The organism is Chelatococcus sp. KU-N122 (assembly GCF_055391085.1).
Window position 1 is genome coordinate 6,909,296 of sequence record NZ_AP043981.1, and the last position, 26,387, is coordinate 6,935,682.

General features: G+C 68.9%; 29 protein-coding genes. All 29 read right to left on the reverse strand.

The features are described 5' to 3' along the window. Positions 1-213: 213 nt before the first annotated feature. The 29 genes from ACZ5PO_RS31280 to ACZ5PO_RS31420 all read right to left on the reverse strand — a co-directional run bounded on the left by ACZ5PO_RS31280 (position 214) and on the right by ACZ5PO_RS31420 (position 26,369). Positions 214-1,071 (reverse strand): ABC transporter permease, encoded by an 858-nt coding sequence (locus ACZ5PO_RS31280; protein ID WP_464186370.1) that lies wholly within the window; start codon positions 1,069-1,071, stop codon positions 214-216. Further along, positions 1,068-1,874 carry an ABC transporter ATP-binding protein gene (locus ACZ5PO_RS31285; RefSeq protein WP_464186371.1) on the reverse strand — a complete coding sequence of 269 codons (807 nt, stop codon included), beginning with the start codon at positions 1,872-1,874 and terminating at the stop codon, positions 1,068-1,070. Before ACZ5PO_RS31285 ends, ACZ5PO_RS31280 begins: the two co-directional genes overlap by 4 nt. Positions 1,875-1,878: 4 nt before the next feature. Continuing rightward, positions 1,879-2,871 (reverse strand): ABC transporter substrate-binding protein, encoded by a 993-nt coding sequence (locus ACZ5PO_RS31290; RefSeq protein WP_464186372.1) that lies wholly within the window; start codon positions 2,869-2,871, stop codon positions 1,879-1,881. A gap of 57 nt (positions 2,872-2,928) precedes the next feature. Then, a complete protein-coding gene (cysE, locus tag ACZ5PO_RS31295; RefSeq protein ID WP_464197128.1) occupies positions 2,929-3,804 on the reverse strand; it encodes a serine O-acetyltransferase in 876 nt (291 codons plus the stop codon). 143 nt (positions 3,805-3,947) lie between these two features. Then, a complete protein-coding gene (locus ACZ5PO_RS31300) occupies positions 3,948-4,661 on the reverse strand; it encodes an ABC transporter ATP-binding protein (protein WP_464197130.1) in 714 nt (237 codons plus the stop codon). 28 nt (positions 4,662-4,689) lie between these two features. Then, entirely contained in the window at positions 4,690-5,415 is a 726-nt protein-coding gene (locus ACZ5PO_RS31305) for an ABC transporter ATP-binding protein (protein WP_464186374.1), read from the reverse strand. Further along, positions 5,412-6,305, reverse strand: coding sequence for a branched-chain amino acid ABC transporter permease (locus tag ACZ5PO_RS31310; RefSeq protein WP_464186375.1), 894 nt, complete (start codon positions 6,303-6,305; stop codon positions 5,412-5,414). Before ACZ5PO_RS31310 ends, ACZ5PO_RS31305 begins: the two co-directional genes overlap by 4 nt. Beyond that, positions 6,302-7,189 (reverse strand): branched-chain amino acid ABC transporter permease, encoded by an 888-nt coding sequence (locus ACZ5PO_RS31315; protein ID WP_464186376.1) that lies wholly within the window; start codon positions 7,187-7,189, stop codon positions 6,302-6,304. The genes ACZ5PO_RS31310 and ACZ5PO_RS31315 overlap by 4 nt, the downstream gene beginning before the upstream one ends. A 166-nt stretch (positions 7,190-7,355) precedes the next feature. Next, positions 7,356-8,402: an ABC transporter substrate-binding protein gene (locus ACZ5PO_RS31320; protein WP_464186378.1), complete on the reverse strand. Its 1,047-nt coding sequence runs from the start codon at positions 8,400-8,402 to the stop codon at positions 7,356-7,358. A gap of 244 nt (positions 8,403-8,646) precedes the next feature. Beyond that, entirely contained in the window at positions 8,647-9,039 is a 393-nt protein-coding gene (locus ACZ5PO_RS31325) for a RidA family protein (RefSeq protein WP_464186379.1), read from the reverse strand. After that, positions 9,036-9,392, reverse strand: a complete 357-nt coding sequence (locus tag ACZ5PO_RS31330; protein WP_464186380.1) for a thioredoxin family protein — start codon at positions 9,390-9,392, stop codon at positions 9,036-9,038. Before ACZ5PO_RS31330 ends, ACZ5PO_RS31325 begins: the two co-directional genes overlap by 4 nt. Next, positions 9,389-10,003, reverse strand: a complete 615-nt coding sequence (locus ACZ5PO_RS31335) for a carboxymuconolactone decarboxylase family protein (RefSeq protein ID WP_464186381.1) — start codon at positions 10,001-10,003, stop codon at positions 9,389-9,391. Before ACZ5PO_RS31335 ends, ACZ5PO_RS31330 begins: the two co-directional genes overlap by 4 nt. Positions 10,004-10,061: 58 nt before the next feature. Then, positions 10,062-11,189 (reverse strand): LLM class flavin-dependent oxidoreductase, encoded by a 1,128-nt coding sequence (locus ACZ5PO_RS31340; protein ID WP_464186382.1) that lies wholly within the window; start codon positions 11,187-11,189, stop codon positions 10,062-10,064. Positions 11,190-11,208: 19 nt separating this feature from the next. Beyond that, complete coding sequence (locus ACZ5PO_RS31345) at positions 11,209-12,084, reverse strand: ABC transporter substrate-binding protein (RefSeq protein ID WP_464186383.1); 876 nt, start codon at positions 12,082-12,084, stop codon at positions 11,209-11,211. Positions 12,085-12,320: 236 nt separating this feature from the next. Further along, positions 12,321-13,181, reverse strand: coding sequence for an ABC transporter permease (locus ACZ5PO_RS31350; protein ID WP_464186384.1), 861 nt, complete (start codon positions 13,179-13,181; stop codon positions 12,321-12,323). Then, the gene (locus ACZ5PO_RS31355; RefSeq protein ID WP_464186385.1) at positions 13,178-14,365 is read right to left on the reverse strand and encodes an ABC transporter substrate-binding protein; all 1,188 of its coding nucleotides are present in this window, start codon (positions 14,363-14,365) and stop codon (positions 13,178-13,180) included. Before ACZ5PO_RS31355 ends, ACZ5PO_RS31350 begins: the two co-directional genes overlap by 4 nt. Positions 14,366-14,379: 14 nt before the next feature. After that, positions 14,380-15,186 carry an ABC transporter ATP-binding protein gene (locus ACZ5PO_RS31360; protein WP_464186386.1) on the reverse strand — a complete coding sequence of 269 codons (807 nt, stop codon included), beginning with the start codon at positions 15,184-15,186 and terminating at the stop codon, positions 14,380-14,382. Further along, the gene (locus ACZ5PO_RS31365) at positions 15,183-16,283 is read right to left on the reverse strand and encodes an acyl-CoA dehydrogenase family protein (protein ID WP_464186387.1); all 1,101 of its coding nucleotides are present in this window, start codon (positions 16,281-16,283) and stop codon (positions 15,183-15,185) included. The genes ACZ5PO_RS31360 and ACZ5PO_RS31365 overlap by 4 nt, the downstream gene beginning before the upstream one ends. Beyond that, the gene (locus ACZ5PO_RS31370; protein ID WP_464186389.1) at positions 16,280-16,852 is read right to left on the reverse strand and encodes a carboxymuconolactone decarboxylase family protein; all 573 of its coding nucleotides are present in this window, start codon (positions 16,850-16,852) and stop codon (positions 16,280-16,282) included. Before ACZ5PO_RS31370 ends, ACZ5PO_RS31365 begins: the two co-directional genes overlap by 4 nt. Positions 16,853-16,872: 20 nt before the next feature. After that, the gene (locus ACZ5PO_RS31375) at positions 16,873-17,655 is read right to left on the reverse strand and encodes a class II aldolase/adducin family protein (protein ID WP_464186391.1); all 783 of its coding nucleotides are present in this window, start codon (positions 17,653-17,655) and stop codon (positions 16,873-16,875) included. Between the two features lie 35 nt (positions 17,656-17,690). Next, the gene (locus ACZ5PO_RS31380) at positions 17,691-18,722 is read right to left on the reverse strand and encodes an isopenicillin N synthase family dioxygenase (RefSeq protein WP_464186392.1); all 1,032 of its coding nucleotides are present in this window, start codon (positions 18,720-18,722) and stop codon (positions 17,691-17,693) included. 79 nt (positions 18,723-18,801) lie between these two features. Next, on the reverse strand, positions 18,802-20,121 hold the full coding sequence (locus tag ACZ5PO_RS31385) for an O-acetylhomoserine aminocarboxypropyltransferase/cysteine synthase family protein (protein WP_464186395.1): 1,320 nt from the start codon (positions 20,119-20,121) through the stop codon (positions 18,802-18,804). Between the two features lie 39 nt (positions 20,122-20,160). Continuing rightward, positions 20,161-20,745 carry an OsmC family protein gene (locus ACZ5PO_RS31390; RefSeq protein WP_464186396.1) on the reverse strand — a complete coding sequence of 195 codons (585 nt, stop codon included), beginning with the start codon at positions 20,743-20,745 and terminating at the stop codon, positions 20,161-20,163. A 273-nt stretch (positions 20,746-21,018) separates the two neighbouring features. Next, on the reverse strand, positions 21,019-21,360 hold the full coding sequence (locus ACZ5PO_RS31395; RefSeq protein ID WP_464186397.1) for a hypothetical protein: 342 nt from the start codon (positions 21,358-21,360) through the stop codon (positions 21,019-21,021). 237 nt (positions 21,361-21,597) lie between these two features. Then, positions 21,598-22,401, reverse strand: coding sequence for an SDR family NAD(P)-dependent oxidoreductase (locus ACZ5PO_RS31400; protein ID WP_464186398.1), 804 nt, complete (start codon positions 22,399-22,401; stop codon positions 21,598-21,600). Between the two features lie 22 nt (positions 22,402-22,423). Then, entirely contained in the window at positions 22,424-23,254 is an 831-nt protein-coding gene (locus ACZ5PO_RS31405) for a sulfurtransferase (protein ID WP_464186399.1), read from the reverse strand. A gap of 39 nt (positions 23,255-23,293) precedes the next feature. Next, on the reverse strand, positions 23,294-24,157 hold the full coding sequence (locus ACZ5PO_RS31410) for an ABC transporter permease (protein WP_464186400.1): 864 nt from the start codon (positions 24,155-24,157) through the stop codon (positions 23,294-23,296). Next, complete coding sequence (locus tag ACZ5PO_RS31415; protein ID WP_464186401.1) at positions 24,154-24,972, reverse strand: ABC transporter ATP-binding protein; 819 nt, start codon at positions 24,970-24,972, stop codon at positions 24,154-24,156. Before ACZ5PO_RS31415 ends, ACZ5PO_RS31410 begins: the two co-directional genes overlap by 4 nt. A gap of 17 nt (positions 24,973-24,989) precedes the next feature. Beyond that, positions 24,990-26,369 (reverse strand): NtaA/DmoA family FMN-dependent monooxygenase, encoded by a 1,380-nt coding sequence (locus ACZ5PO_RS31420; RefSeq protein ID WP_464186403.1) that lies wholly within the window; start codon positions 26,367-26,369, stop codon positions 24,990-24,992. Between the last annotated feature and the right edge of the window lie 18 nt (positions 26,370-26,387).

Sequence of the window (26,387 nt, forward strand, 5' to 3'; positions counted from 1 at the left end):
GCCAGTCGTAGCTCCTGGTCCGCATTAGCATTGCGACCACCCTGTTCGGTACAGTTTAATCTTCTATATTTCATCGGCACGCGGCAAATACGTCTATATCTACGGGGCGCCGCGAATTTCTATTTTAATAGCGCCCCCTACCGCTACGTTGCATCCGGCGCGCACGTGTGGGGCCAACTTTTTGGGGATCATGTTGGAGCGCCGCGGTCGGCCTCACCGCAGCATCTTCCACCGCCGCACGGTCATGCTCTCGAGGCCGCGGAACACCACGGCCTCGACCAGGAGGCCGATCAGGATCACCGTGGCGAGACCGGCGAAGACGCGGTCGGTCAACAACTCGTTGCGCGCCCGGAAGATGAACCAGCCGAGCCCGCCGGAGCTTGAGCTGACGCCGAAGACGAGCTCGGCCGCGATCAGCGTACGCCAGGCGAACGCCCAGCCGACCCGCATGCCGGAGATCAGGGACGGCAATGCGCTCGGCACGAGGATATGCCAGACGTAAGCCGGCCCCTTGAGCCCATAGTTGCGCCCAACGAGGCGGTGCGTCTCGGGCACGCCCTCGAAGCCCTGCAAGGCGGCGGCGGCGAACGGCCACAACACCGCGTTGACCAGCACGAACAGCAGGCTTTTTTCGCCCAAGCCGAACCACAGCATGGCGAGCGGCAGGAGCGCGATGGCGGGCAAGGGGCTCAGCATGGCCGCCACCGTCTGCAGCGCATCCCGCAAGAAGCCGTTGGCGACGGCCAGGGACACCAGCACCGCGGCAATGGCGAGCGCCACGAGGTAGCCTTTCAGCAGCAGGACGAGCGAGCCCGCCGCCGACCACAGGAGGCCGTCGTTCAGGCTGGCATCGACAAAGGCCCGCGCCGCCTCCACGAAGCTGGGGAAGAGGATGGGGTTGCCCTGGAGCCGCGCGGCGATCTCCCACATCGCGGCGAGCGCGGCCAGGACCACGAGCCGCCGAAACGCCAGCGACTGCAGCAGACGCGGCCACCACTGCCGACCGGAGGCCGGCGGTGCGGCCGCGCCGGCGTGGCCCTCGCGCTCGGCCTCGACCGTCACGTCGCTCATGGCGACGCGTCCCGGTCGAAAAGGGCCGCATGCACGTCGCGCAGCACCCGCTGGAACGGAGCGGAGCCCATGTCGGCGGCGCCGAAGCCGGCCGTATCGAAGATGCCGATCGTCCGTCCCGGATGGGCACTCAGCAGGTGGAGGCGGGTGCCGAGGATGACGGCTTCGTCGATGGCGTGGGTGACGAACAGCACGGTGATGCCGATCTCGTCGGCGATCTCCACGAGATCGCGCTGCATCTGCAGCCGTGTCAGGGCGTCGAGCGCCGCGAACGGCTCGTCCATCAACAGGATGTCGGGATTGGTGGCGAGCGCGCGGGCGATCGCGGCGCGCTGCTTCATGCCGCCGGACAGCGCATGCGGAAATTGCTCGAGCACGCGCTCGAGTCCGACCCGCCTGAGCGCCGTCGCCGCGCGCTCGCGCGCTTCATCCCGGGGCAGCTTGCGCGCCAGACGCAGCGGAAACGCGACATTGTCGATCACCGTCTTCCAGGGCAGCAGCTGATCGAATTCCTGGAACACCACGATGCGGTCCGGTCCGGGGCCGGTCACCGGCCGGCCCGTCAGCATGCCAGCCGCCGGTTTGAGGAAGCCGGCCGCAGCCTTCAGGATCGACGACTTGCCGCAGCCGGAAGGGCCGAGCAGCACGAGCCGCTCCGCCTCGCCGATGGAGAAGCTGACGTTGTCGACCGCCCGAACCGTTGCGCCGCTGTTGTCGTAGTCGAGCGTCAGTCCGTCCGCTTCCAGCACCGGGGGCGAGGAGACGGGCCCCACCCGATCAAGCGGCGAAGCGGCGACGCCCATCGGCTCAGCTGCCCGGTTGGCCGTGCAGCTCGGGGAAGGTGTAGTCCTTCCAGCTATCGGGCTTGGTCTTGATGGCTCCCGTCTTGAAGAGAAAGTTGGCGAACTTTTCCGTCCGCAGCGGTGTCAGCGTGAACTGGACCTCCGGACTGGAGATGACCTCCTGGACGAAGACCGGATCCAGCTTCGACTTCTCGATCTTCACGTAGGTTTCAGCCGCCAGCTTCCGGTCCCGGCCAGCGATCTCCGTCGCCTCGGCGAAGGCGCGGTAGAAGGCCTCATACGTCTTTGGGTTCTCGGCGCGGAACTTGACCGTCGTATAGGCGAGCGTCGGGGTGAACGGTCCGCCCAGCACATCGTACGACGACCAGATCTTGTGGATCTTGGGGTCCTTCAGCGCCCGCTCCTGGTAGGGCGAGTTCGACAGGTGCGCCGTGATCTCCGTGGAACCCGAGAGCAGCGCCGCCGTCGCATCCGGATGCGGCAGCGACACCTGGATGGCGTCCAGCTTGCCCTGGTTGCCCTCGCCAAAGTCCCGTTCCGCGGCAATCTGCAGCGTCCGCGCCTGCACCGACACACCGGCGGCCGGCGTGGCGATCCGGTCGTCGGGGCCGAAGTCCTTCAGGCTGTTGATGTTCGGCTTGTTGGTGAGGAGATAGCTCGGCTGTGCGCCAAAGGCGCCGATGATCTTCACCGCCCCCCTGGTCCGATCCCAAATCGTCAAGAACGGCCCGATGCCGGCGGAGGCGATGTCGACGGTGCCGGACAGCAGGGCATCGTTGACGGCGCTGCCCCCCGAGAGCTTGTGCCACAGGACCCGGATGTCCAGGCCCAGCTCCTTGCCGTGCTTCTCGATGAGCTTCTGGTCGCGCAGGATATGGAACGGGACATAGAGCGTGCCGAACTGCTCGGAGATGCGGATGACGCCCTCGGCCGCGGCGGGCGCGGCGCCGCCGGCGAGCGCAGCCGCCACCAGCAGGCTGCGGAATAAACTTTTCATCGCACACTCCCTGTTGACGGGCCGCCGCGGACTGCACCGCCCGGACGTCGACGCCTCTCAAATGCCGTCGCCGAAGAACTGGTCCATGCTGAGCGCAGGATCCTCGCCGTTGAGCGCGCGGGAGACGACCTTGGCGGGCACCCCGGCGACGGTGGCGTGCGCCGGCACGTCGTGCAGGACCACCGCGGCTGCCGCGATCTTGGCGCCCTCCCCGATGCGCACGTTGCCGAGCACCTTGGCGCCCACGCTCAGCAGCACGCCGCGCTCGATCTTGGGATGGCGGTCGCCGCTCTCCTTGCCGTTGCCGCCCAGCGTCACCGATTGCAGGATCGACACATCGTCGGCGATCACCGTGGTCTCGCCGATCACGACGCCGGTCGCATGATCGATGAACACCCCCGAGCCGATCCGCGCCGCCGGATGGATATCGGCGCCGAACACCTCGGAGATCCGGCTTTGCACGTGCAGGCTGAGCGTCACCCGGCCCTGCTGCCACAGCCAGTGAGCGACCCGGTAGCCCTCCAGCGCCGCCAGGCCCTTGTAGAACAGGAACGGGTCGAGATAGCGCCGGCAGGTCGGGTCCCGCTCACGAATAGCGACCAGGTCGCGGACCGCGTGGGCGCCCGCCAGCGGGTCCGCCTCGAAGGCCGACAGGCAGAGGTCACGCATGGCGAGACGCGACAGGTCGCCGTCGCCCAGGCGATGGGCCAGCCGGTAGGCGAAGGCGTGGGCGAGGCTCTTCTGATCGAGGATGGTCGCCTGCACGAGGCCGGCGTAGAGCGGCTCCTCGATCAGGGCGGCTTCCGCTTCGGCCCGCAGCTCGCGCCAGACCTCGGCCTCGTCCGTGCTGCGGCTCGTGTCGCGCAGGGGCACGGCTCTGGCGAGCTCGCCCAGGCCCCCATGGCCACCCACGTCGGAGGGGTTGAAGTCCATCGTCATTCGTTCGCGCCTTGCGGCCGAGATCCGCGTGTCAACATGACAATGATACCCGGGCGCGGCGCGAATAAATTCCAATGTTCTACGGGCTACTAGAAATAATACCCCTGGCCCGATGCCCTACGTCTAGAACTCGCGCGCTAAACCGCTTGCCGGCGGCCGCCCAGATAAGCATCGATCACCTCCGGGTTGGCGCGGATCTCCGCCGCGGGGCCCGACAGGCGGATGCTGCCGTTCTCCAGCACATAGGCGCGATGGGCGACGCGCAGCGCCTGCACGGCCTGCTGCTCCACCAGGACGATCGTCACGTCTTCGCGGTTGATCTGGCGGATGACCTCGAAGATGCGCTCGATCACCAGCGGAGCAAGGCCCATCGACGGCTCGTCCAGGAGCAGCAGGCTCGGCCGCGCCATCAGCGCGCGGCCGATGGCCAGCATCTGCTGCTCGCCGCCGGACAGGGAGCCTGCGGGCTGGCGATGCCGCTCCTTGAGCCGCGGGAAGATGCCGTAGATCCGCTCCATGTCGGCGTCGACGTCGTCCCGCCGCAGATAGGCGCCGATGCGCAGGTTCTCCTGCACGGTCAGTTGCGGCACCACCTGGCGCCCCTCCTGCACCAGGCTCACGCCGAGGCCGACGAGCCGTTCCGGCGGTTGCCCGGTGACGGCGTGGCCGCGCAGCATGATCGACCCGCCCTTGGGCTTGAGCAGGCCGGCGATGGCCGACAAGGTCGTGGTCTTGCCGGCGCCGTTGCTGCCGATCAGCGCGACGATCTCGCCCTCGTGCACCGTGAGATCGACGCCGCGGACGGCCGCCACCTGCCCGTAGCTGACCTCGAGCCCGGTGAGCGCCAGCAACGGCACGGCGGAGCGTTCATGGGCGGGCTCAGGCATCGGCAGCCTCGGGGCGGCCCAGATAGGCCTCGATCACCTGCGGGTCCTCGCGCACGACCGCGGGGACCCCGGCGGCCAGCGTGCAGCCGAAGTTGAGGGCGATGACATAGTCACTGATGCCCATCACGAGATCCATGTCGTGCTCCACGAGCAGGATGGTCTTGCCCATGCCGCGGATGGTGAACAACAGCTCGCGCAGCTCGATCTTCTCGGTGGCGTTCATGCCGGCGGCCGGCTCGTCGAGGATCAGGATCTTGGGCTCCGTCGCCAGGGCCCGCGCGATCTCGAGCCGCCGCTTGTGCCCATAGGGCAAGGCATCGGCCGGCTGCTGCCCCACGGCTGCGAGCCCGACCACCTCCAGCGCCTGCTCGGCACGCCGGCGCGCCTGCCCTGCGCCGCGCCGCTCGGCGGCCACGTGCACGTTGTCGAAGACGGAGAAGCCCTCGAACAGGCGGATGTGCTGGAAGGTGCGCGCCAGCCCGAGGCGGGCGATCCAGTGCGGCGGCCGGCCGGCAATCTCGGTACCGTCGAAGCGGACACTGCCGCGGTCGGCCTCGTAGAAGCCGGTGATGACGTTGAGCAGGCTGGTCTTGCCCGAGCCGTTCGGGCCGATGACCGCGGTGATCGTCGCACGACCGACGCGGGCGGATACGCCGTCCAGGGCGACCACGCCGTTGAAGCGCTTGGCCACGTGACTGATCTCGAGCAGCGCGCTCATTCCGCCGCCACCCCCTGCCCGGCCGCGAGCTTCTCCTGTCGCCCACGGGGCCGCGGCAGCCATCGCCGCAGCGGCAGGTTGATCGAGATCAGGCCGCGCGGCATGAACAACACCGCCAGGATGATCACCAGCGACAGCAGGATCTCGCGCGCCTGCGCCGAGAAGCGCAGCGTCTCCGGCAGCACGGTGTAGACCAGCGCGCCGACGACGGGGCCCAACACGCCGCCGAGGCCGCCGAACACGGCGTAGACGATGGCGTCGATGCTGCGGATCATGCCGAAGTCGGACGGACCGATGAAGAAGTTCAGGTGCCCGGCGAAGGCGCCGGCGACGCCGCAGATGGCGCCGCTGGCGACGAAGGTCACGAGCCGGGCGCGCGCCACGTCGATGCCGATCGCGGCCGCCGCCATCTCGTCGCCGCGGACGGCGGCCAGGACACGGCCGGCCGCGGAGCGGTGGACGGCGAGCACCGCCACGACCAGCACCGCGAGGGCGAGGGCGAGCTGCCAGATCCGGGTCTCGGTGGGAATGCCGACGATGCCGAGCGCGCCGCCGGTGACGCTCTCCCAGTTGAGCGCAATGATGCGGACGATTTCGGTGAAGGCCAGCGTCGCCAATGCAAAGTAGTCGCCTTCGATGCGCAGCACCGGAGCGCCCAGGAGCAGCGCCATCAGCGCCGCGGCGACGCCGCCGAGGACGAGCGTCAGCGCGAACGGCAGCCCCAGATTCATGGTGGCGAGCACGCTGACGTAGGCGCCGATCGCCATGAGCCCGCCGGTTGCCAGCGAGAACCGGTTGACGATGAGCATCAGGTAGGCGGCGATGCCGACGATACCGTTCAGCAGCACCAGTGCGATGACGTTCTCGTAGGAGGCCAGCCAATCGCTCATGCGCGCTGCCTCGTCGTCAGGCCGAAAAGGCCGTGGGGACGGATCAGCAGGATGGCGAAGACCAGGCCGAAGCCGACGGCGTCACGCAAGGACGAGCTGAGATAGGCGACGCTGTAGACCTCGGTCAGGCCCAGCAGCAGGCCGGCCAGGGCGGCACCGGGCACATGGCCGAGGCCGCCCAGGATCAGCACCGTCAGGCCCTTGAGCAGGATGGTCTCGCCCATGAACGGCGACACGGCGTTGTAGAGCACGCCGAGCTGCACGCCCGCGGCCCCTGCCAACGCCCCGGCGATGAAATAGGTGAGCAGCGTCATGCGCTGGACGGGGACGCCGACCAGGCGTGCGACGTTGGGATTGAACGCCATGGTACGGATGGCGCGGCCGGTCTGCGTGCCGCGCAGCAGCACCGCCAACGCCGCCATGACCACCAGCGCCGTGATCAGCACGATCACCTGCAGGCCCTGGATCCGGACCCCCGCGATGGTCCAGCTCGCCTCCATCCAGGGCTCGGAGGGGTAGCGCAGCACCTGGGTGCCGAACACCTCCTGGGCGATGGCGACAAGGAGCCGGGCCACGGCGAGGCTGGCGATCAGCCCCATCCACCGGTTGCCGCCGCGCCGCTCCAGCGGGCCGAACACGGCGACCTGCGTCAGCACCGACACCGCCCCGGCCACGACCATGGCGACGAGGAAGGCGAGCGGCAGCGGCAGGGCGACGAGGCGCACGAGCTCGAGGCCGGTGAACGCGCCCACCATGAACACCGCCCCCTGGGCCAGGTTCAGCACGTTCAGGACACCGAACAGCAGCGTGAAGCCCACGGCGAAGACCGCATAGGCGCTGCCGAGCGACAGGCCGTTGAAGGTCTGCTGAAGGAAGACGCTCATCTGGTATCCGCGCCCCGCGATGCTGACAGGCTGGGCCGTCGCAGCCGACTGCGCAGCCGCGCACCTCGCCCCGCTTGCGGGGAGAGGAGTGCCCCGTCTCCCGGCCGCTGCAAGACGATCGCAGGATCCCTGTGTGCTGATCGCGGCATCGGCGGTCCGGCTCCGGCTACTTGAAGATGACGAAGCGGCCGCCGGTGGCGACGAGGATCTTCGGATCGATCAGCGGCTCGCGACCTGCGTCGAAGCCGATCGGCCCGAGCACGCCGGGAAAGTTCTTGATCTTGGCCAGGTTATCGCGGACCGCCTTGCGGTCGTCGGAACCCGCCTCCTTGATGGCTTGAATGACGAGCGACGCCGCGTCGTAGCCATAGGCGGAATAGATGTCCGGCTTGCGGCCGAAGCGGGCCTCGTACTTCTTGACGAATTCCTGGTTCTTCGGCTCGGGTGAATCGATGTACCAGGCGGTTCCGGCGATCAGGCCTTCGGCCGCGGGGCCTGCCAGCTCGAAGAACTTGCTCGATATGGAGGATTGCGTGCCGACGAAGGCCACCTCCTTCGGGATGCCGAGCTGCCGTGCCTGACGCAGGATGCCGGCCGATTCCTCCGCCAGGCTGCCGAGAACGATGAGATCGGGCTGGGCCGCCTTGATCTTGGTGAGCTGCGCCGAGAACTCGACGTCGCCCCGCTGGAATGTCTCGGTGGCGACGATCTCGACGCCCAGCGCTTCGAGCGCCTTCTTCTGCGTGTTGTAGGCGGACTTGGTCAGCTGGTCGTCGATGCCGTAGATCTGCGCCACGCGCTTGACCTTGAAGCGATCGACCACGGTCTTGAGGACTCCGGGGGTGACCCGATCCTCCGGCGGGCTGACGCGGAAGATGTAGTCGCCGATGTCGGTGACGCCCGACGCCGTGTTGGACGCCGCAACGACCGGCACGCCGGCCTTCTGGGCGATCGGATCGGCGGCGAAGGCGCCCGTCGACAGCGTCGGCCCGATGATCGCCACCACCTTGTCGCGTCCGATCAGACGCTGGAAGACGTTGACCGTCTGGCCGCGATCGGCGCCGTCGTCCAGGTGCACCAGCTCGATCTTGCGGTCGCCGAGCACCTTGGCGGCATTGGCCTCGTCGACGGCGAGCTCGGCGGCGTTCTTCTGCTCGATGCCGTAGAGCGCCGGCGAGCCGCCGGTGACCGACTGCGCCAGGCCGATCGTCACCGTGTCCGCCGCGGCCGCCGATGCGCCGAACGCGAGCGCGCTCGCCAGAAGGATGCCTGCGAGGCGGTGATTTAGAGCGGGATGATTTCTCTTCGAGTCATCATCCCGCTCTAAGTCATTGTTTTGAGCATAATCTTCTCCAAAAACCGGTCTCCACTTTTTGGGATCATGCTCTAGGGGCGACATGTCAATGCTCCGGTTTCGTCAACGTAGGACGGACGGCGCGCCGGCCTTCCGCGCGGGTTCATCCCACCGTCGGCTTGACGGCGATGGTTTCGATCTTCATGCGCTCGCGGACCGGCAGGCTGGAGACGGCCACGCAGGTCCTGGCCGGCCTGTGCGGCGCGAAAGCCGCGTCGTAGACACGGTTCACACGCTCATAGTCGGCCATGTCCGTGAGGTAGACGGTCGCCTTCACCACGTCCTGGAGGCTGCAGCCGGCGCCGGCGAGAATGGCTTCGACATTGCGGATCGCCTGCTCGGACTGGGCGATCACGTCGTCCGACACCACCTGGCCGGTCTCCGGATCGAGGCCGCCCATGCCGGACGTGAAGACGAACGGCCCGACCGTCGTGGCATGGGAAAACGGGCCGGGCGGCCGCGGCGCTTCCGCGACGTCGATCAGCTTGATGGTCATGACGCCCTGCTCTCTTCGGCGGCGTGGCCACCGGACGCCGCGCCGTCAGCCTCGACCCAGCGCCGCAGCTCCGCCGCAGTCGAAAAGCCGACCTTGCGCCCTGCCGCTTCGCCGGCGCGGAACAGCACCAGCGTCGGCACGCTGCGGATGGCGAAGCGCTCGGCCAGCGCCGGCAGACGCGAGGCGTCCGCTTCGACGATCGACACCGGCGCCTGCGCCGCGACGGCCTCCAGCATCGGCTTCAGCTTGCGGCAGATGATGCAGTTCGGCCCGGTGAACTCGACGATCGTCGGTCCCGGCGCAGCCACCGCCCGCGCGAACTCGGCCTCCGACGCGACGATGGGGATGCTCATGCCGCAGCCGATCCGGTGTCGGACAGGAAGCGCCGCTCCTCGAGCGAATAATCGAGGAAGTCGTCGGCGCCGACGTTGAGCGCCCCGGCGAACAGGTTGAAGCTGTTGCCGGTGTTGACCGTCTCCAGCACCTCGACCAGGTCGGCGTCGCTGGCACCCACGGCGCGCACGGCGTCGACGTCGGCCCGGGTGATGCCGTGCGGATCACCGTTGGCCTTGAGCGCGAACTCGAACAGTGCCGTCTCCTTCTCGGACAGGCCCAACCCGGCGGGATCGAACGTCCGCGCCGCCGAGATCTCGTCGAGCGAGGCACCGTGGGCGTGCATGGCCGTGGCGTGGAAGGCGACGCAGTAGGTGCAATGGTTGATCTCGGCCAAGGCGACCATGACGGCCTCCTTCAGCTTGTTGGAGAGCTGGCCCTGGCCGAGAAGGATGTTGAGGCGCCGGAAGTTCGCCTCGCCGAGCGCCGGGAATTTGCCGTAGGCCTTGAACAGGTTCGAGACGCGCCCCTTGCCCCGGACCCGTTCGAGGTCGTCGTAGAGACGCTTGAGGTCTCCCGTCGCGTCCTGCACCGGCGTCAAGTCGATGTATGGTGCGGTATCGGCCGACATTGCTGGTCCTCGATCCTTGCTCAGGCGCTCGCGGCGCCGGCGGCGGCAGCGCCGCGGTTCAGGCGACGCTCTTCCAGGCCGCGTCCCGGTCCTTGGTCCACGCCGACGTGATGGACTTGTCGGCGCCGCGCTTATCGGTGATGCGGGGCAGCACCAGCTCGGCGAAGCGATAGGCCTCCTCGAGCAGCGGCATCCCCGAGACGATGAGCACGTCGATGCCGGCGGCGCGGTAGTCGTGGATGCGGTCGATCACCTGCTCCGGGCTGCCGACCAGGGCGGTGCCCGGCCCGTGCCGCACCAGCCCGATGCCGGACCACAGATTAGGGGCGATCTCGAGCTCGCGCAGGTCGGCCGGCTTGCGGCCGCCGTGCAGGGCCGACATGCGCTGCTGGCCGATGGAATCGATGCCGGCCACGTAGGCCTGCGCCCCGGCCACGGCCTTCTCGTCCATGTGGTCGTAGAGATCCTGCGCCGCAGCCCATGCTTCGGCTTCGGTCCGGCGCACGATGGCGTAGAGGCGGATGCCGAAGCGCATCTTGTCCGCCCGGCCGTAGCGGGCGGCCAGCGCCTTGACGTGCCTGATCTTCTGCTCCGCCTGCGCCGGCGTCTCGCCCCACGACAGGTAGGTGTCGATGTGCTTGGCCGCCACCTCGTGGGCCGCGTCCGACGAGCCGCCGAACCACAGCGGGATGCTCGGCTTCTGCGTCGGCGGCAGCGGCAGGCCGCCATCGACGATATGGATGTACTTGCCTTTGAAGTTGACGGTCTCGCCGCGCAGCAGCGCCGTCAGAACCGTCAGGTATTCGTCCGTATAGGCGTAGCGCTCGTCATGGCTGAGATGCACGCCGCTCTGCGCCATCAGCTTGGCATCGCCGTTGACGATGTTGACGCGCAGCCGCCCCTTCGAGAACTGATCGAAGGTCGTCATCATCTTGGCGAGCAAGGTCGGCGACAGCATCGGCGGATGGGCGGCGATCAGATGCTGGAAGTTCTCCGTATAGGGGATCAGGGACGAGCCCTGCACCCAGGCATCGTGCGAGCCGGTCGCCAGCAGGGCGCCGGTGAAGCCGAGATGGTCGACCGCCCGGGCCAGCTGCTGGAAATACGCGTAGCTGAGCTCGCGCGCTCCGTCCGGCCGCCAGGGATAATGGCCGTCGGGCCCGGTGAGATACCAGAGAACCTCCATGACAAACGTCCTTCGTCGATCAGTGGCGCAGCGCGGCGAGGAACGATGCGTCGACCGTGGGCCGCGCGTCGATCCGTGCCGGGATGAGGCCGAAGCGTGCGAAAATATCGGCGTGCGCCTGCTGCTCCGCGAGGAAGCCGGCGTCCGGCGCCTCGACGCCCCAGGGCCGGGAGGTCAGCGCCGGCAGCCATGCATCCGCCGTGTTGCCGTTCACGCCGTCGAGCAGGGACGCCGCCTCGCGCGGGTCCTGGGCCGTCGCGCGGTCCGAGGCGATCAGCGCGTCCAGCAACGCCCGCACGGCGTCGGGTTGGTCGCGCAGGAACTGCCGCCGCGCCCAGTAGACCGAGCGGTTGGAAAAGGCCTGGCCGGGCGACGCCAGAATGCGGACCGGGACGCGTGCGGCGATCTTGGCATAGAGCGGATCGGTGGCGACGATGGCGTCGAGCAGGCCGCGGACGAAGGCATCGGCGGCCGTCACCGGGACGATCTCGACGGCGCGCACCTCGCGCCAGCCGATGCCGGCGGCATCGAGCTCGGCGGCGAGAAACTGCGTGTGCCAGGAGATCGGCATCAGTCCGATGCCGCGCTCCCTGAGATCGGCGATGGACTGGATGTCGGAGTCGGCGCGCACGAGCAGGCCGCCCCGCTCCGGCCGGGAGCCCGACATGCCGAACACCGCCGTCGCCAGCCCCTCCGCTTCGGCGAGGATCGGCGGCGTGGCGCCGGTTCCGGCAAGATCGAGGACCCCCGCCTTCAGCAGCGGGATGGTCTGCGAGCCGGCATCATAGTTGAAGAACTCGATTCCTTGCTCGCGCAGCTCGGCCACCGCTCGCGGGCGCCTGTAGAGAATCGACAGCGACAGGTTCTGCGGGTGCGCCCCTACGACGAAACTCATGACGGCACACTCTCAGTGCTGAACGGCCCGAACGACGATCATCGGTCCAGCTAAATCCGCTCTATGGATGATTATGCGTCGACTTTATCGACCGCGGCGTAAATTACGTCCACGTCAGGCTGTCTGCAATAGAACGTTATTTTCGAATACTGCGGATTCGCAGAAATAATTATTCTCGTTGGCCGGCCACGAAAGATTGTTATTCGCTTGCGCCCGCTCCGATTGCAAACGCCCTCTCACGCGCCCTCGCCCGTGCCCGACCACAGCCGCGACAGCCCGCGGGCCGCGGCATCCAGCGCGAAGCCGAGGGCGCCGACGAGCAGCACTGTGGCGGCGAGCTCCGAATAGGCCAGGCGGTCGCGCGTATCGAGGATGAAGTAGCCGAGCCCGGCCGAGACGCCCAGCATCTCGCAGGGCACGAGCACGATCCAGACGATGCCGATGGCGAGGCGGAACCCGGTGAGCATAGGCGCGACGACGCCCGGCAGGATGACGCGCGACAGCGTTTCCCACCGGGTGGCGGCCACGCTCCGCGCCAGCAGCAGCCATTGCGGATCGAGCTGGCGTACGCCGGCCGCCGTGTTGAGCAGGATCGGCCAGACGGCAGCGAAGGCCAGCAGGACATAGATCGGCCGGTCGCCGACGCCGAACAGCATGACCGCGATCGGCATCCACGACAGGGGCGAGATCATGCGCAGGAACTGGAACGCCGGCGTCGTCGCCGCCTCCAGCAAGCTGACGCTGCCGACGGCGAGCCCCAGCGGCACACCTACCGCGACCGCCAGTGCCAGCCCGACCAGCACGCGGCGCAGGCTGACCAGCGCATGCACGGGAAGATCGGAGTGGAGCAGCAGCTCCGCCAGCGCGGCCACGGCCGCATCGGGCGCGAAGCGGCGCAGGAAGCTGCCCGGCGCAGGCGCCACCTCGGTCCCCAGCCACCACAGCACCGCGGTGACGGCAAGGCCCGCCACACCGAGCGCGACGCGCACGCCGCGTCGCCAACGGCGCACCGCGGCCGCATCCGGCAGCCGCTCGGCGGGCGCGACGGCCTCGGTGCCCGGCGGCGGCGCCGACCGCTCGCCCGCGGCGGCGCTCACGCGGCGATCAGCTCTTGGCGCGCGAAGCTGTCGTCCGTCAGGCCGAAGGCCGTCAGCCCACCGGCGGCGGTGACGGCTCGTTTGACGAAGCGATCGTCGACGAGCTCGCGCGCAGCCACGGACGGATCCAGCGTATCGAGGAAGCGATGATCGCCGTCGATCAGCGTGCCTTGCAGCCGCCGCACCAGCTCCTCGGTGTAGCTCGGGAACGGATACGGCTGGAAATCGATGCGGCGCTCGCGCCAGGCGGGATTGCGGATGGCGCCGGAGGCCACGTAGAGCGCCTCGTCGGTGGCGGGTGGGGCCAGCACCTTGCGCAGCACCTCGACCGTGTGCGGCGTGTACTTGTTGGCCCCGTCCTTGGACAGCAGCGCCGCGGTCTCGGCGTGATTACCCCGCGTCCACAGCTGCGCCTTGACCTGGGCGTCGACCACCTTCTGCGCCCATTCCGGACGCTGCTCCAGGTCGCGCTCGTGCATGAACACGACGCAGCAGGCGTGGTCCTTCCAGACGTCGCCGGTGAAGCGCAGAACCTTGCCGACGCCCAGCGCCTCGGCGGCGGCATTGAACGGCTCGGCGACGATGTAGCCGGCGATCTGCCTGGCCGCGAGCGCCGGCACCATGTCCGACGGCGCCATGATGACGAGATTGACTTCGTCCGGCGCCGCCTCGGCCTTCTTGGTCACCGGCTTGAGGCCGTTCTCGCGCAGCAGCACCTGCAGCACGACGTTGTGGATCGAGTACCAGAACGGAATGGCGACCGTCTTGCCGCCCAATTGCTTCACGTCGCCGATGCCCGGCCCCACGGTCAGGCCGGAGCCGCCGGTGTGGTTCCAGGCAACGACCTTGGCCGGGACCTTGCTGGAGAAGCGGGCCCACACGGTGATCGGCGACAGCAGGTGGACGACGTTGACCTGCCCGGCGATGAACGCTTCCAGGATCTGCGCCCAGCTGCGGAACAGCACGGGCTTGTCGACCTTAAGCCCTTCGGCCTCGAAGAAGCCCTTGCCGTGGGCGACGAGGAGCGGCGTGGCGTCGGTGATCGGCAGGTAGCCGATCCGCACCGGCGCGTCCGCCTCCTGGGCACGGGCCTCGTAGGCGCGCAGGAACGGCGCCGCGCCGCCGGCAGTCAGCAGCGCCGACAGTTTCATGATGTCGCGGCGGGAGAAGGCGTCGACGGGCATGCCGGAGGTTCCGATCAGTGACGGGGGATGGTTTGGTGAGGAACGGCTTGATGAGGAACGGCTTGGCGGAGAGCCCGCAGGATCTCGACGCGCAGGCCGCCCAGAGCTGCGACCTCGTCGTCCCGCGGCTTGGGCAAATCCACGCGCCATTGGCCGACCTCGCCGGCCGGAGCGCCGCCGATCAGGACGATGCGGTCGGACACCAGCAGCGCCTCGTCGAGATCGTGGGTGATCAGGACGACCGCCGTGCCGAAGTCCGCGACCACCTTCAGCAGCAGCTGCTGCATACCCGCGCGCGTCACCTCGTCGAGCGCGCCGAAGGGCTCGTCGAGCAGCAGCACGTGCGGGGTGCGCGCAAGGCAGCGCGCCAGGGCCGCGCGCTGCGCCATGCCGCCGGACAGGGCCGACGGATGCAGGCGGCGGGCGTGGGAGAGGCCGACTTCGGCAATGGCCGCATCGACGCGGCGCCGCGCCTCCGTGCGCGTCAGCCGCGCCTGCCGCTTGAAATCGAGCCCGAAGGCGACATTGCGCTCCAGCGTCAGCCACGGCAGCAGACACGGGTTTTGGAAGGCGACGGCGACGCGCGGGTGCACGTCGCGGATCGGCTCGCCGGCGACGGCGACTTCACCCGCCGTGGGCCTCTCGAGGCCGCCGAGCACCCGCAGCAGGCTCGATTTGCCGACGCCGCTCGGGCCGACGATGGTGACGACCTCGCCCTGCCCCACCGCCAGGTCGAAGCCCGCGAGAACCGGGCCCGCGGCGCGCGGATAGCGCAGGGTGATGCCCTGGGCGGCCAGCGCCGGCGGCGCGGCGGCGTTCATGCCGCGCTCCGGCCAGCGTCGGCGAGGGCCGACGTCAGCTGCACGACGCTCGGCGTGATCACCGGGATGAACGCCGCCTCGCGCCAGCGGCGCGCAAAGCCGCGACCGGGCCCGGTGAGATAGGCCTTGCCGCCGGACGCCTTGAGCTCCAGCGCCACGGCTTCGGCGACGATGTCCGACAGCGTGATCCGCAGGGCGAACAGAGGCCGCGCATCCTGCTGGAACGCGGGCCCGCGCAAGCCCACGAACAGACGGTCCTGCTCGGCGTCCAGCGCGGCCTTGAGCGTGGCGATCGGCGTCCGCAGCACGCCGCGGCCGGGGCCTGCGGCCTCCGCCGCCTCGCGCAGCGCCTGGCGCGCAAGGCCGATCGCCATGCCGCACTGCAGGCCGAGGAAGGCCGGCCGGACCTGCGGCAGCCACGCCTGGGCGTCGGGATGGATAATCCGCTCCGGCCCGAGACGCACGCCGTCGATGGCAACGGCCGCCGTGTTGGTGCCGCGCAACGCCATCAGGTCGAGGTCAGGCGAGCGCGCGACGCCCGCATCGGCTGCCGCGAACGAGACGACGAGCGCGCGGCCGCCGGGGCGTGCCACCGCCGCGGCCACGTGAAAGCCGGCGGGGCGAAGATTGGTGACCCACGGCAACTTGCCGGCGAAATGTAGGCCGCCCTCCGCCGCGGGCGTGGCCTCGACCTGCAGCTCCTCCAGCCCCGCCAGGAACTTCATGGCGTTGGACAGGCCGGTCGCGCCGGCGAGGCGCCCGTGCAGGAGCTCACCCAGCAGCGCCTCGCGCAGCGCGGCGTTCGGGCTCTGCAGCAGGTACTCGATATAGGTGCGGTGCCCCCACAGCACGAAGCCTGCCGCCAGCGAGCGCTCCGACACATCGGCAATCGCCGCCACGGCATCGACGACGTCGCCGCCCTCGCCACCCAGGTCCGCGGGGACGCCGACCCGCGGCAGGCCGGCGGCGGCCAGCTCGGGCAGCAGTGCGGACGCAAGGTCGGCACCGCGATCCAGGGAGTCGGCCGCGGCGTCGAGCCATGCGGCCGTGGCGGCGCCGAGCCGCTGCGCTGGCAACGAGTCGGCGACGTGTGTCATTCGGCGGCGATGGCCGCCGGGCCGTTCCAGCGGTAGGCCTCGAGCTCCGGGTTGAGCGGTGGCTGGCCCAGGTTGTTGGCGAAGTTGCACAGGGTCGCCAGGCTGACGCCGAGCACCACCTCCAGCGCCGCTTCATCGCCCAATCCGGCGCGGCGGAAGGCGGCCAGCTCGTCGTCCGTCACCGCGCCGCGGCCGGCGATCACCGCGCGGGTGAAGGTGACCACCGCGTCGAGAGCCGCGTCTCCGGTCGGCGAGCGGCCGCGCAGCGCCTCGACGACCGGTGCGTCGAGGCCCGCCTTCTTGAACGCCACGGCCGTGTGCCCGGCGACGCAGAAGCCGCAGCCGTGGGTCGCCGCTGCCGTGATCTGCACCGCCTCGCGCTGGGCGAGCGTCAGGGACGCACGCCCATTGATGCCCGACAGGGTGAGATACGCCTCCAGCGCCGCCGGCGCGTTGGCCAGGATGCCGAGCAGATTGGGCAGGAAGCCGTTGGCTTTCTGCGCCGCCGTCAGCAACGGCTGCGCCGCCTCCGGGGCATCCTCGATGGTGCGGATGGGAAGACGCGCCATGGATTCTTGCTCCTCCGCCGTCAGTCGAGCAGGTCGGGCTCGGCCGCCACGATCCAGTCCCACAGCGGCTGGAAGCTGAAATAGCCGCCCTTGTGGGTGCCGACCTGGGAGGCGGTAAGCCGCGCGATGTCGGGGGCGATCGGCTTGGGCGTGCCGGCGGCTTCGGCCAGCAGCTGCGCATGGGCGGCGTTGTCCATGCTGATGAACCACCACGCCGCCGCCTCGATGGTCGGGCCGACGGTCAGCAGGCCATGGTTCTGGAGGATCAGCGCCTTCCTGCTGCCGATGGTCTCGCCGATGCGCTTGCCTTCGTCGGCATCGAGCACCACGCCGCTGAAGGGATCGAAGACCTCGTGGTCCTCGTAGAAGGCGCAGGCGTCCTGGGTGATCGGATCGAGCCTGCGGCCGAGCGTCGACCAGGCCTTGCCATAGGTCGAGTGGGTGTGGGCCGCAGCCGTCACGTCGGGACGTGCGGCGTGGATGGCCGAATGAATGACGAAGCCCGCCTGGTTGATCGGCCGGTTGCCCACCAGGATCTGGCCGTCGTGATCGACGAGCTGGAGATCGGAGACCTTGATCTGGCCGAAGAATTGCCCGAGCGGATTGATCCAGAAGCGATCGGAGAACTCGGGGTCGCGCACCGTCACGTGTCCGGCCAGGCCCTGATCGAAGCCGTAGCGCGCGAACAGGCGGAACGTCGCCGCCAGGCGCTGCTTGCGATGCAGCCTCTCCTCCGCAAAGCTCGCAGCCGGCGGCCGTTCGACCAGGGAGTACTGCTTCGGACGCGGCGTGATCTGGTTCATGGCATCATCCTCAATGAAGGCCGTTCCGGTCAGCGTCAGCCGACGGGCCTCTCCAGCAGATCGGCGTAGTGGCGCCGGGCCACGTCCGGATGGGAGCGCAGGCGCCCCTTCAGGTAGTTGGTGCCGACCTGGTGGAACAACGGGTTGGCCGGGTCGCTCTCCGGCCCGTGCGCCTCGGCCGCCAGAGCCGCCGGCAGCGCGAGCAGCGGCACCTCCGCGTCGTGGCGCGCGCCGAGGAAGAAGGCGACGGAGAGCCGCTCGGTACCCGCCGGCGGTGTCACGACGCGGTGGACCGTGGCCTTCAGATAGCCGTTCGACGCGAGCTCCAGCAGCTCGCCGATGTTGACGACGAAGGTGGACGCCAGCGGCTCGGCCGGGATCCAGCCGGTCTCGCTCTCGACCTCGAGCCCACCTTGCGTGTCCTGCAGCAGCAACGTCAGGAAGCCGCTGTCCTTGTGGGCGCCGACGCCCTGGTCGGAGGCGGTCTGGTCGCGGCCGGGGTAGCGGATCAGCTTGATGTGCTGGTTGGGCGCGTCCGCATAGATCGGCTCGAAGACGTCGGCCGGCTGCTCGAGCGCCTCGGCGAAGGCGCGCAGCAGGCGCACCGCGACGCCCGTGACCGCCGTCTGCCAGGCCAGCAGGGCGGGCTTCAGCTCCGGCAACGCCGTCGGCCATTGGTTCGGGCCTTGCAGGCGGGTCCACGGCGGCGCCTCGAGGTCGCGCGGCAGCGCCGGCCGCTCGGCGCCGATGTCGAGTTGCTCGCGCCAGTCCGCCTGGCCACGGGTGATCTCCAGTCCCGCGCGGGTGTAGCCGCGGAAATGGGGAGAATGGACCATCTCGATGGCGAGCTTGTCCGCCTCCGGCAGCGCGAAGAAGCGGCGCGACAGCTCCAGCACCCGCTCGATCTGCTCGTCGGGAATGCCGTGCCCGGCGACGTAGAAGAAGCCGACGTCACGGGCCGCCCGCCTGAGATCGGCCAGGAAGCTGTCGCGCTCGGCCTTGCTCTGCTCCAGCCTCGACAGGTCGAGCAGCGGCAGTCCGTTCAGCGTGACGACACGCAGGTTCATGGAAGCTTGTCCTTGTCTTCGAAACATCGAAGCCGGCGCCGTGGCGCCGGCTCGGATCGGGTGCTGCGGCCGCGCGGCGTCAGGCCGCTTCGGCGAGGCGGCCGGCCGCGTCGAGGCCGCGCTCGATGTCGGCGAGGATGTCGGTGATGTGCTCGATGCCGACCGACAGGCGGACATAGCCCTCCGAGACGCCGGTCGAGAGCTGGTCGTCCACCGACAGCTGCGAGTGGGTGGTGCTGGCCGGATGGATGGCCAGGCTGCGCGCGTCGCCGATGTTGGCGACGTGGTAGAACAACTCGAGGCTGTCGATGAAGCGCCGGCCGGCTGCATGGCCGGCGGCGAGCTCGAAGCCGACGAGGCCACCATAGCCGCCCTTGAGGTAGGCGTCGGCGCGGGCCCGCGTCACGCCCGTCTGCAGGCCAGGGTAGATCACCCGGCTCACCTCGGGGCGGCCGCTCAGGAACTCGGCTACGGCCCGGGCATTCTCAGTGTGGCGCTCGATGCGCAGCGGCAGCGTCTCCAACCCCTGCAGGATCTGGAACGCGTTGAAGGGCGACAGTGGCGCGCCGAAGTCACGCTGCAGGCGCAGGCGCGCGCGCAGCAGGAAGGCGATCGGCCCCAGCGCCTTGGCTTCCTGCACCCAGACGGCGCCGTGGTAGCTCGGGTCCGGCGTGTTGAGCGTCGGCTGCCGCTCGGGGAACGATTCCCAATCGAAATTGCCACCGTCGATGATGACGCCACCGATCGAGGTGCCGTGGCCGCCGATATATTTGGTGGTGGAATAGACCACCACGGCGGCGCCGTGGTCCAGCGGCCGCGCCAGGATCGGCGCCGCCGTGTTGTCGACGATCAGCGGAATGCCCAGCGGCCGGCCGATCTCGGCGACCTCGGCGATGGGGAAGACCGCGAGCTTCGGGTTCGGCAGCGTCTCGGCGTAATAGGCGCGCGTGCGCTCGTCGGTGGCGCGGGCGAAATTCTGCGGGTCGATGGGGTCGACGAAGCGCACCTCGACGCCCTGCTCCCTCAGCGTGTTGGCGAACAGGGCCCAGGTGCCGCCGTAGAGGTCGGTGGCGCTGACGATATTGTCGCCGGCCCGCGCCAGGGCGAGAACGGCGAAGGCGGAAGCCGCCTGGCCGGAGGCCACGGCGAGCGCTGCCGCCCCCCCTTCCAGCGCTGCCAGCCGTTCCTCCAGCACCGCCGTCGTCGGGTTGGTGACGCGGGTGTAGATGTTGCCGAGCTCCTTGAGGCCGAACAGGTTCGCCGCGTGCTCGGTGTCGCGGAACTGGTAGGAGGTCGTCTGGTAGACGGGCACGGCCACCGCGCCGGTCGCGGGGTCGGCGCGCCAGCCGGCGTGGAGGACGATGGTCTCGGGGCGTTGCGTGGTCGCTACGGTGGTCATGGCGTGTCCTGCAAATCCTGGATGATGGGTGCCGGCCGCTCAGGCGGCGCGCGGCGCGGCTGATGCGGAGGTCTCGGCCCGCGGGGCGCCGGGGACGCGATGCGCGACCGAGCCGGCGATGCTCTGCGGGCTACGCAGCAGGTTGAGGATCGGACAGGTGCGGTCGACCCGGTCTTCCAGCGCGGCGATCTCCTCCCGCGAGACGGGCGAGGTGATATGGACCACATAGGAAATGTCATGCGGGTAGACCGGCACGTCCGGATGGTCCGGGTGCGCGCCGCGCGCGTCGATCTGCCCGGACACCTCGACCTCGATCGCCTCGATCGGCACGTGCAGCAGGGCGGCCTGGATCAGGAAGCTGTGCGTCAGGCAGCTGCCGAGGATGCCGAGCTGAAGCTCGGGCGAGCTCGGGCCTAGGTCGTAGCCGGCGAAGTCGGGCGGGCTGTCGGTGATGACCTGGAAATCGCGCACCCGGATGCGCCGCACGCCGGAACGCCCCTCGGCCCGCACGGACGCAGCCAGAGGCGTGACCGTCAGCGAGCCATCGGCGATCCGCGCCGCCCGCTCGCCGAGCGCCGCGCGCTTCTGCACCAGATATGCATTCAGATCGGACGCATCGGCCATACTACCCCTCCTCAGCCGCTCGACAGGAATTGGCGGCGATCATTCCCAATCCCTGCCCTGACCGTCAATGACAACAACTCGTTATTGTATTGATGTTATTAGATTTTTATTTCTCATTATTCGCAAAATGTAGGAACACATACTACGCATGCGGCATTCTTTCTTTGCCGAAGGATGACCGCAATCAAGGCCGGCCATGACGAAAGTGCGTTACATTTCAGCGCCATGGCCCGGCTTGACCGGTCCATTCATCCCCACGCGACGACGTAAAGGCTAATAGGCTTCGTTGAGCACGAACCACCCGCGCGACGGCGCGAACCCCCTGGCCACGGCTTCCTCGAAATGGGGCACGATCGTCTCGGTTGCCCGCTTCAGCGCCTCTTCGGCCGAGCTGTCGTGCGCCCGGCCGGCGACGATCGGGGCGCGGTGCAGCGGCGTCTGGATGTAATGGCTCTGAGAGAATACGAAATATCCGGTAGCGTCCTCGTCGATGCGTATCCTGATCTGCTGAATTTCCTGTTGCCATTTCAAATAAAATCGATACTCGGCAACAAATTTGTAGAAAACGTTGACCTTGTCCGAGTCGAACGCTTTCAGTTCCGACAATTCGATCATGGCAAAACTCGCACGGGTGCGCCCGTCTGCCGTGTCATACTACCGCGAGAAGACGGCCTCTGTCATGCGCCTAACCCAGCAAAACATACCAAATTGCCCGTCAAAATAGATAATTATGCTATCAAATGGTATCTTTACTGCAATGCAACACTCGTCGGCACGCAATTGCACTCGGCTTGATCCGGCATATGCTGAAAACATCTGTGCGTCGCCGGTACAGAGCCGGACCACCGCTACTCAGCTACCCGCGGTCTTGCCGCCGTCGATCGGAATGACCGCCCCGGTGATGAAGCTCGACGCGCCGGAGGCGAGCAGGATGGCAAGGCCCTTGATCTCCGCCGGCTCCGCCAGCCGGCGCAGGGGCACGGTCGCCGTTTCCACCGCGGCGTTGACCGGATCGTGGAAGCGGCGGTCGTTGATGTTGGTCTTGAACGGGCCCGGCGCCAGGCCGTTCACCTGGATGTCGAACTCGGCGAGCTCCAGCGCCAGCTCCTTGATAAGGTTGACCAGCGCGGTCTTCGACGCCGTGTAGGGATAGCCGATCGCCGGGTTGGCGCGCAGGCCGGCGATCGACGACGTCACGATGATCTTGCCCGCCTTCCTCGCCTTCAGCGCCGGCACAGCCGCCCTGAGGGTATGGACGACGCCTGTCAGGTTGATGTCGATGGTCCGCTGCCAGAGGGCGAGATCAAGGCTTTCGAGCCGGCCCGCGCCACCCTGGCCCGAGATCGGCCCGTAGCCGCCGGTGACGCCGGCGTTGGCGAACACGATATCCAGGGCGCCGAGCTGCTGCACGGCGGCGGCGACCGCCTGGGTGATGTCACCCGCGTCGGCCACGTCCGCTTTCAGCGCGTGGATGGCCAGGCCGCGATCCCGCAGCGCCTGGCTCTGCTCTGCCAGGCTCGCCTCGTCGCGATCGATGATGGCGACGTGAGCGCCGTTCTCCGCCAGCCCCTCCGCGATGGCGAGGCCGATGCCGCTGGCCCCGCCGGTCACGATGGCGCGCTTGCCGCGAACCGAAAAGATGTCCTGAATGGTCATGATGAGCCCTCGCGACGGATGGTCAGGCCTCGATCGGCCGGCGCAGGTCCGTGATCCAGTCCGACCACGAGCCCGGATAGAGAGTGACGCCGATGCCGAGGGTGCTCAGCGCCAGGGCGAAGAACGCCGAGGCGACGCCGCCACCGCAATAGGCGGCGATCGGCGCGCCGAGGTCGACGCTGCTGTCGGCGAGCCGCTTCTTCAGCTCAGTTGCTGACAGCAGCAGCCCGTCGGCATCGACGAGCCAGCCGATGGGCACGCTCTTGGCGCCGGGGATGTGGCCGGTGCGGATGCCGTCCCCCGCATAGGCCGCGGCGGGACGCGCATCGACGAGCGCGCCCTGCGCCACGAACGGCAGCACGCCGTCGGCATCGACGGAGGCCTTGCGGCCTGGCCGCACGGTGACGTCGCCGCCGTCGGGGGCTTGCTCGTCGACTCTCGCCAGCGCCCCCTTGCGGCGCCTCCAGGCGGCCAGGCCGCCGTCGAGAACGCGCACGTTCGGCAGCCCTGCCCAGGTCAGCGTCCACCAGGCCCGCGCCGCCGGCGCGCCGGTGGTGTCGTCGTAGACGACGACGCGGCTGGCATTGGACAGCCCCCAGCGCCGCGCGTCCGCCTCGAGCTTGGCCGGGTCCGGCAGCGGGTTGCTACCGCGCCCCTCGGCGGCGCCGTCGGCCAGCTCGGTCGGCAGATCGACGTAGATGGCGCCCGGCACATGGCCGGCCAGGTAGCGTTGCCTGGCCCCCGGCTGGCCCGGGTCGAAGCGCACGTCGAGCAGCACGGGCCGGCTGCCGCCGGCGAGCTCCGCCGCCAGCTCGTCGGCGCCGATGAAGGGGCTGCGGTCACGCGCGGTCATGCCGGCCTCGTCGAGACGTTTACGGGGAAGCGGGAGCGCTCAATCGTCGGCGGCACCGAGCGTCCGCCATCGGGTCAGGCGCCGGTCGAGCAGCAGGAACAGCGCGTTGAGCGCATAGCCGACGACGGCGATGGTCAGGATGCCGGCAAACAGCGCGCGCACGTTGAGCACCTGCTGCGCCTGCAGGATGAAGTAGCCGACGCCGCTGTTGCCGGCGAGCATGCCGGTGACGACGGCCATGACCAGCGTCATGCCGAGCGCCTGGCGCATGCCGATCAGGATGAACGGCAGCGCCGCCGGAATGCCGATCTCCACCTGCGTCTGCCACCAGCTCAGACGAAAGGTCTGCGCCGTCAGCCGCATGGTGCGCGAGATGCTGCGGGCCCCGGCAAAGGCGTTGAGCAGGATCGGGAATGTCGCCACGATGACCACGACGGTGACCCGCAGCCGGTCCTCGATGCCGAGATACAGGATCAGCAGCGGCAGCAGGGCGGAGACCGGGATCTGCCTGAGCAGCTCGACCACCGGCTCGGCCAGCGCCCAGACCACCCGCACCCGTCCCATCAGAAAGCCCAGGGACACGCCGACCAGCGTCGCGACGACGAAGCCGATGGCGGTGATGCGCAAGGTTTCGAGCAGCGCCTGCAACAGGTCGCCGTTCTCGACCTGATCCAGCCACTCCACGGCGATGGCATCGAGCGGCGGCAATTCGGGCATGGTGTACAGGGTGGCGACGACCTGCCAGGCGACCAGCAGCGCCAGCACGGCGCTCCAGCCCAGGGCGCGGCTGCGGACGAACGAGCGCCAGAACGCCCCCGCCTTGCGGGGTGCGGCAGGAGCCGCATCGCCAGGCTCGGCTTCGCCGGCCGCGGCGGGCTCCAGGTAGGAGACGTTGGCCGTCATTGCAGGGCCCCCGCCCGGCGCGCCGGGCGCTGGTCGCGCATGACGAGATCGAAGATCTCGCCGCGCATCCTCAGGTAGTCGCCGTTCGACCTGGTGGCGACCTGGTGGCGCGGACGCGCCAGGCGCACGGCGGCGTCCTCGTCGATGCCCCGGCCATGGGGCCCGAGCACGATGACCCGATCGGAGAGGTAGATGGCCTCGTCGATGTCGTGGGTGACGAATAGCACGGTCAGCCGGTGGCTGTGCCAGATCTCCAGGATGAGGTCCTGCAGCATGGCCCGGCTGAGGGCGTCGACCGCGGAGAACGGCTCGTCGAGCAGCAGGATCTTCGGCCTGGCGGCGAGCGCCCGGGCGATCGCCACCCGCTGCTGCATGCCGCCCGACAGCTCCGACGGATAGCGGTCGGCGACGCCGGCGAGCCCGACCTCGCGGAGCTTCGTCTCGATCAGGACATCCCAGTCGCGTCGACGCGCCTCACGCTCCGTCAGCGCATAGGCGTGGCGAAGGCCGAAGCGGATATTGTCGCCCACCGTCTTCCAGGGCAGCAGCGACTGGCTGTAGTCCTGAAAGACATAGCGCACGCTGTCCGGCGGCCGAGTGACGCGCGTGCCGTCCACCTCCACGGAGCCCACGGAGGGCTGCTCGAGGCCGGCGATCAGGCGCAGCAGGGTCGACTTGCCGCAACCGGACCGCCCGACGATCGAGACGAAATCGCCCTCCTCGACCGCGAGGTCGACCGGCGACAGGCCCGTCACGGTCTCGCGGCTGGCGGACAGGTAGTGCTTGCCGACCCGGGTGGCGCGAACGGCGGTCATGCTCACTCCGCCGTCGGTCAGGCCGGAACCTTGACGCGCACGGAGGCCTCGCGGCGCGCCGCATATCGGTTCGGCGGCACGGGCAGGTCGAGATGGCCGCGCAGGGTGGAGGCCTCGTAGGCGGTCTTGTAGACGCCGAGACGCTGCAGCTCGGGCACGACAAGGTCGACGAAAGCGTCGAGCGGCGTGCGCGCATAGGGCGGAAACAGCTTCACGCCGTCGAATGCCCGCGCCTCGAAATTATCGGCGATCCAGCGCGCCACCTGCTTGCCGCTGCCGACGACGGGTGGCTGATTGAGGTGGCCCTTGTTGGAGATGTAGTGGAACAGGTCCTGGAGCGTCACGTTCTCGTCGCCGAAGGCGGCGAGCGCCGTCCCGAGCCACGGATGCCTGGCGAAGACCGCCTCGTCGAAGACGCTGACGATCTTCTCCTTGGGCGAGATCGAGCGCACGTCCTGGCCGACGAGCTCGCCGATCTGTGCCGGCGCGTACTGGTTGACGACGAGGTTCTGCACCTCGCGGAACTTGGCGTGCGCCTCCGCCGAGGTGCCGGCGACGAAGAAGGTGATGCCCGGAATGATGAACTGGTCGTCCGGATCGCGGCCGTACTGCGGCAGCAGGCTCTTGATCCGCTTGTAGTAGTCCCGGTTCCAGTCCGTCGACACGAACGGGCTGAAGCGGATGTCGGCGTGCTTGGCGCCGTAGGCGAACGACTGCTCCGAGCTCCCGGCGTGGACGATCGGCACCTGGCCCTGCGGCGGGCGCGGCACGTTGAGGGCGCCCTTGACCGAGTAGTGAACGCCCTCGAAGCCGATCGGATGGCCCTTCGTCGCATCGATGAAGACGCCGCCGTCGCGGTCGTCGACGAAATAGTCGGATTCCCAGCTGTCGGACAGGCTCTGGATGATCTCGAGGAACTCTTCGGCGCGGCCGTACTTGTCGGCCCGGCCGAGATGCTTGGCCTGGCCGTAGTTCTGCGCCGGCGCGTCGATGCCCTCGACGCCGGTGACGATGTTGAGGCCGGCCCGGCCGCCGCTCAGATGATCGAGCGACACGATGGCGCGGGCGGTGTCGTAGGGCTCGGCATAGGTGCTGTTGACGGTGACCACCAGCCCGATGTGGCGGGTGATCGCCGCCGCATAGGACGCCAGCGTGAAGCCCTCGATCTTGAACACGTCGTTGTGCCAGCTGCGCTGGGCATCGGCGGTGCTCGATATGGCGTTGCCGGCAAAGTAGTAGTCGAACAGCCCGCGCTCGGCCGTCCGCACGGTATCGGCCAGGTAGACCGGGTCGACCGTGCCACCGTTGAAGGCCTCGGGCAGCCGCCACGCGCTCGCATGGCGGCCGGTCGGCCAGGCCGAATAGGCGATCTTGAGGCTGCGCTTCCTGCTGCTCATGACATGGTTCCGATGCTG

Coding starts and splice junctions, on each gene's coding strand:
- ACZ5PO_RS31280 (WP_464186370.1), bottom strand. CDS start 1,071: ATGAGCGACGTGACGGTCGAGGCCGAGCGCGAGGGCCACGCCGGCGCG.
- ACZ5PO_RS31285 (WP_464186371.1), bottom strand. CDS start 1,874: ATGGGCGTCGCCGCTTCGCCGCTTGATCGGGTGGGGCCCGTCTCCTCG.
- ACZ5PO_RS31290 (WP_464186372.1), bottom strand. CDS start 2,871: ATGAAAAGTTTATTCCGCAGCCTGCTGGTGGCGGCTGCGCTCGCCGGC.
- cysE (WP_464197128.1), bottom strand. CDS start 3,804: ATGGACTTCAACCCCTCCGACGTGGGTGGCCATGGGGGCCTGGGCGAG.
- ACZ5PO_RS31305 (WP_464186374.1), bottom strand. CDS start 5,415: ATGAGCGCGCTGCTCGAGATCAGTCACGTGGCCAAGCGCTTCAACGGC.
- ACZ5PO_RS31310 (WP_464186375.1), bottom strand. CDS start 6,305: ATGAGCGATTGGCTGGCCTCCTACGAGAACGTCATCGCACTGGTGCTG.
- ACZ5PO_RS31315 (WP_464186376.1), bottom strand. CDS start 7,189: ATGAGCGTCTTCCTTCAGCAGACCTTCAACGGCCTGTCGCTCGGCAGC.
- ACZ5PO_RS31325 (WP_464186379.1), bottom strand. CDS start 9,039: ATGACCATCAAGCTGATCGACGTCGCGGAAGCGCCGCGGCCGCCCGGC.
- ACZ5PO_RS31330 (WP_464186380.1), bottom strand. CDS start 9,392: ATGAGCATCCCCATCGTCGCGTCGGAGGCCGAGTTCGCGCGGGCGGTG.
- ACZ5PO_RS31335 (WP_464186381.1), bottom strand. CDS start 10,003: ATGTCGGCCGATACCGCACCATACATCGACTTGACGCCGGTGCAGGAC.
- ACZ5PO_RS31340 (WP_464186382.1), bottom strand. CDS start 11,189: ATGGAGGTTCTCTGGTATCTCACCGGGCCCGACGGCCATTATCCCTGG.
- ACZ5PO_RS31345 (WP_464186383.1), bottom strand. CDS start 12,084: ATGAGTTTCGTCGTAGGGGCGCACCCGCAGAACCTGTCGCTGTCGATT.
- ACZ5PO_RS31355 (WP_464186385.1), bottom strand. CDS start 14,365: ATGCCCGTCGACGCCTTCTCCCGCCGCGACATCATGAAACTGTCGGCG.
- ACZ5PO_RS31360 (WP_464186386.1), bottom strand. CDS start 15,186: ATGAACGCCGCCGCGCCGCCGGCGCTGGCCGCCCAGGGCATCACCCTG.
- ACZ5PO_RS31365 (WP_464186387.1), bottom strand. CDS start 16,283: ATGACACACGTCGCCGACTCGTTGCCAGCGCAGCGGCTCGGCGCCGCC.
- ACZ5PO_RS31370 (WP_464186389.1), bottom strand. CDS start 16,852: ATGGCGCGTCTTCCCATCCGCACCATCGAGGATGCCCCGGAGGCGGCG.
- ACZ5PO_RS31375 (WP_464186391.1), bottom strand. CDS start 17,655: ATGAACCAGATCACGCCGCGTCCGAAGCAGTACTCCCTGGTCGAACGG.
- ACZ5PO_RS31380 (WP_464186392.1), bottom strand. CDS start 18,722: ATGAACCTGCGTGTCGTCACGCTGAACGGACTGCCGCTGCTCGACCTG.
- ACZ5PO_RS31385 (WP_464186395.1), bottom strand. CDS start 20,121: ATGACCACCGTAGCGACCACGCAACGCCCCGAGACCATCGTCCTCCAC.
- ACZ5PO_RS31390 (WP_464186396.1), bottom strand. CDS start 20,745: ATGGCCGATGCGTCCGATCTGAATGCATATCTGGTGCAGAAGCGCGCG.
- ACZ5PO_RS31395 (WP_464186397.1), bottom strand. CDS start 21,360: ATGATCGAATTGTCGGAACTGAAAGCGTTCGACTCGGACAAGGTCAAC.
- ACZ5PO_RS31400 (WP_464186398.1), bottom strand. CDS start 22,401: ATGACCATTCAGGACATCTTTTCGGTTCGCGGCAAGCGCGCCATCGTG.
- ACZ5PO_RS31405 (WP_464186399.1), bottom strand. CDS start 23,254: ATGACCGCGCGTGACCGCAGCCCCTTCATCGGCGCCGACGAGCTGGCG.
- ACZ5PO_RS31410 (WP_464186400.1), bottom strand. CDS start 24,157: ATGACGGCCAACGTCTCCTACCTGGAGCCCGCCGCGGCCGGCGAAGCC.
- ACZ5PO_RS31415 (WP_464186401.1), bottom strand. CDS start 24,972: ATGACCGCCGTTCGCGCCACCCGGGTCGGCAAGCACTACCTGTCCGCC.
- ACZ5PO_RS31420 (WP_464186403.1), bottom strand. CDS start 26,369: ATGAGCAGCAGGAAGCGCAGCCTCAAGATCGCCTATTCGGCCTGGCCG.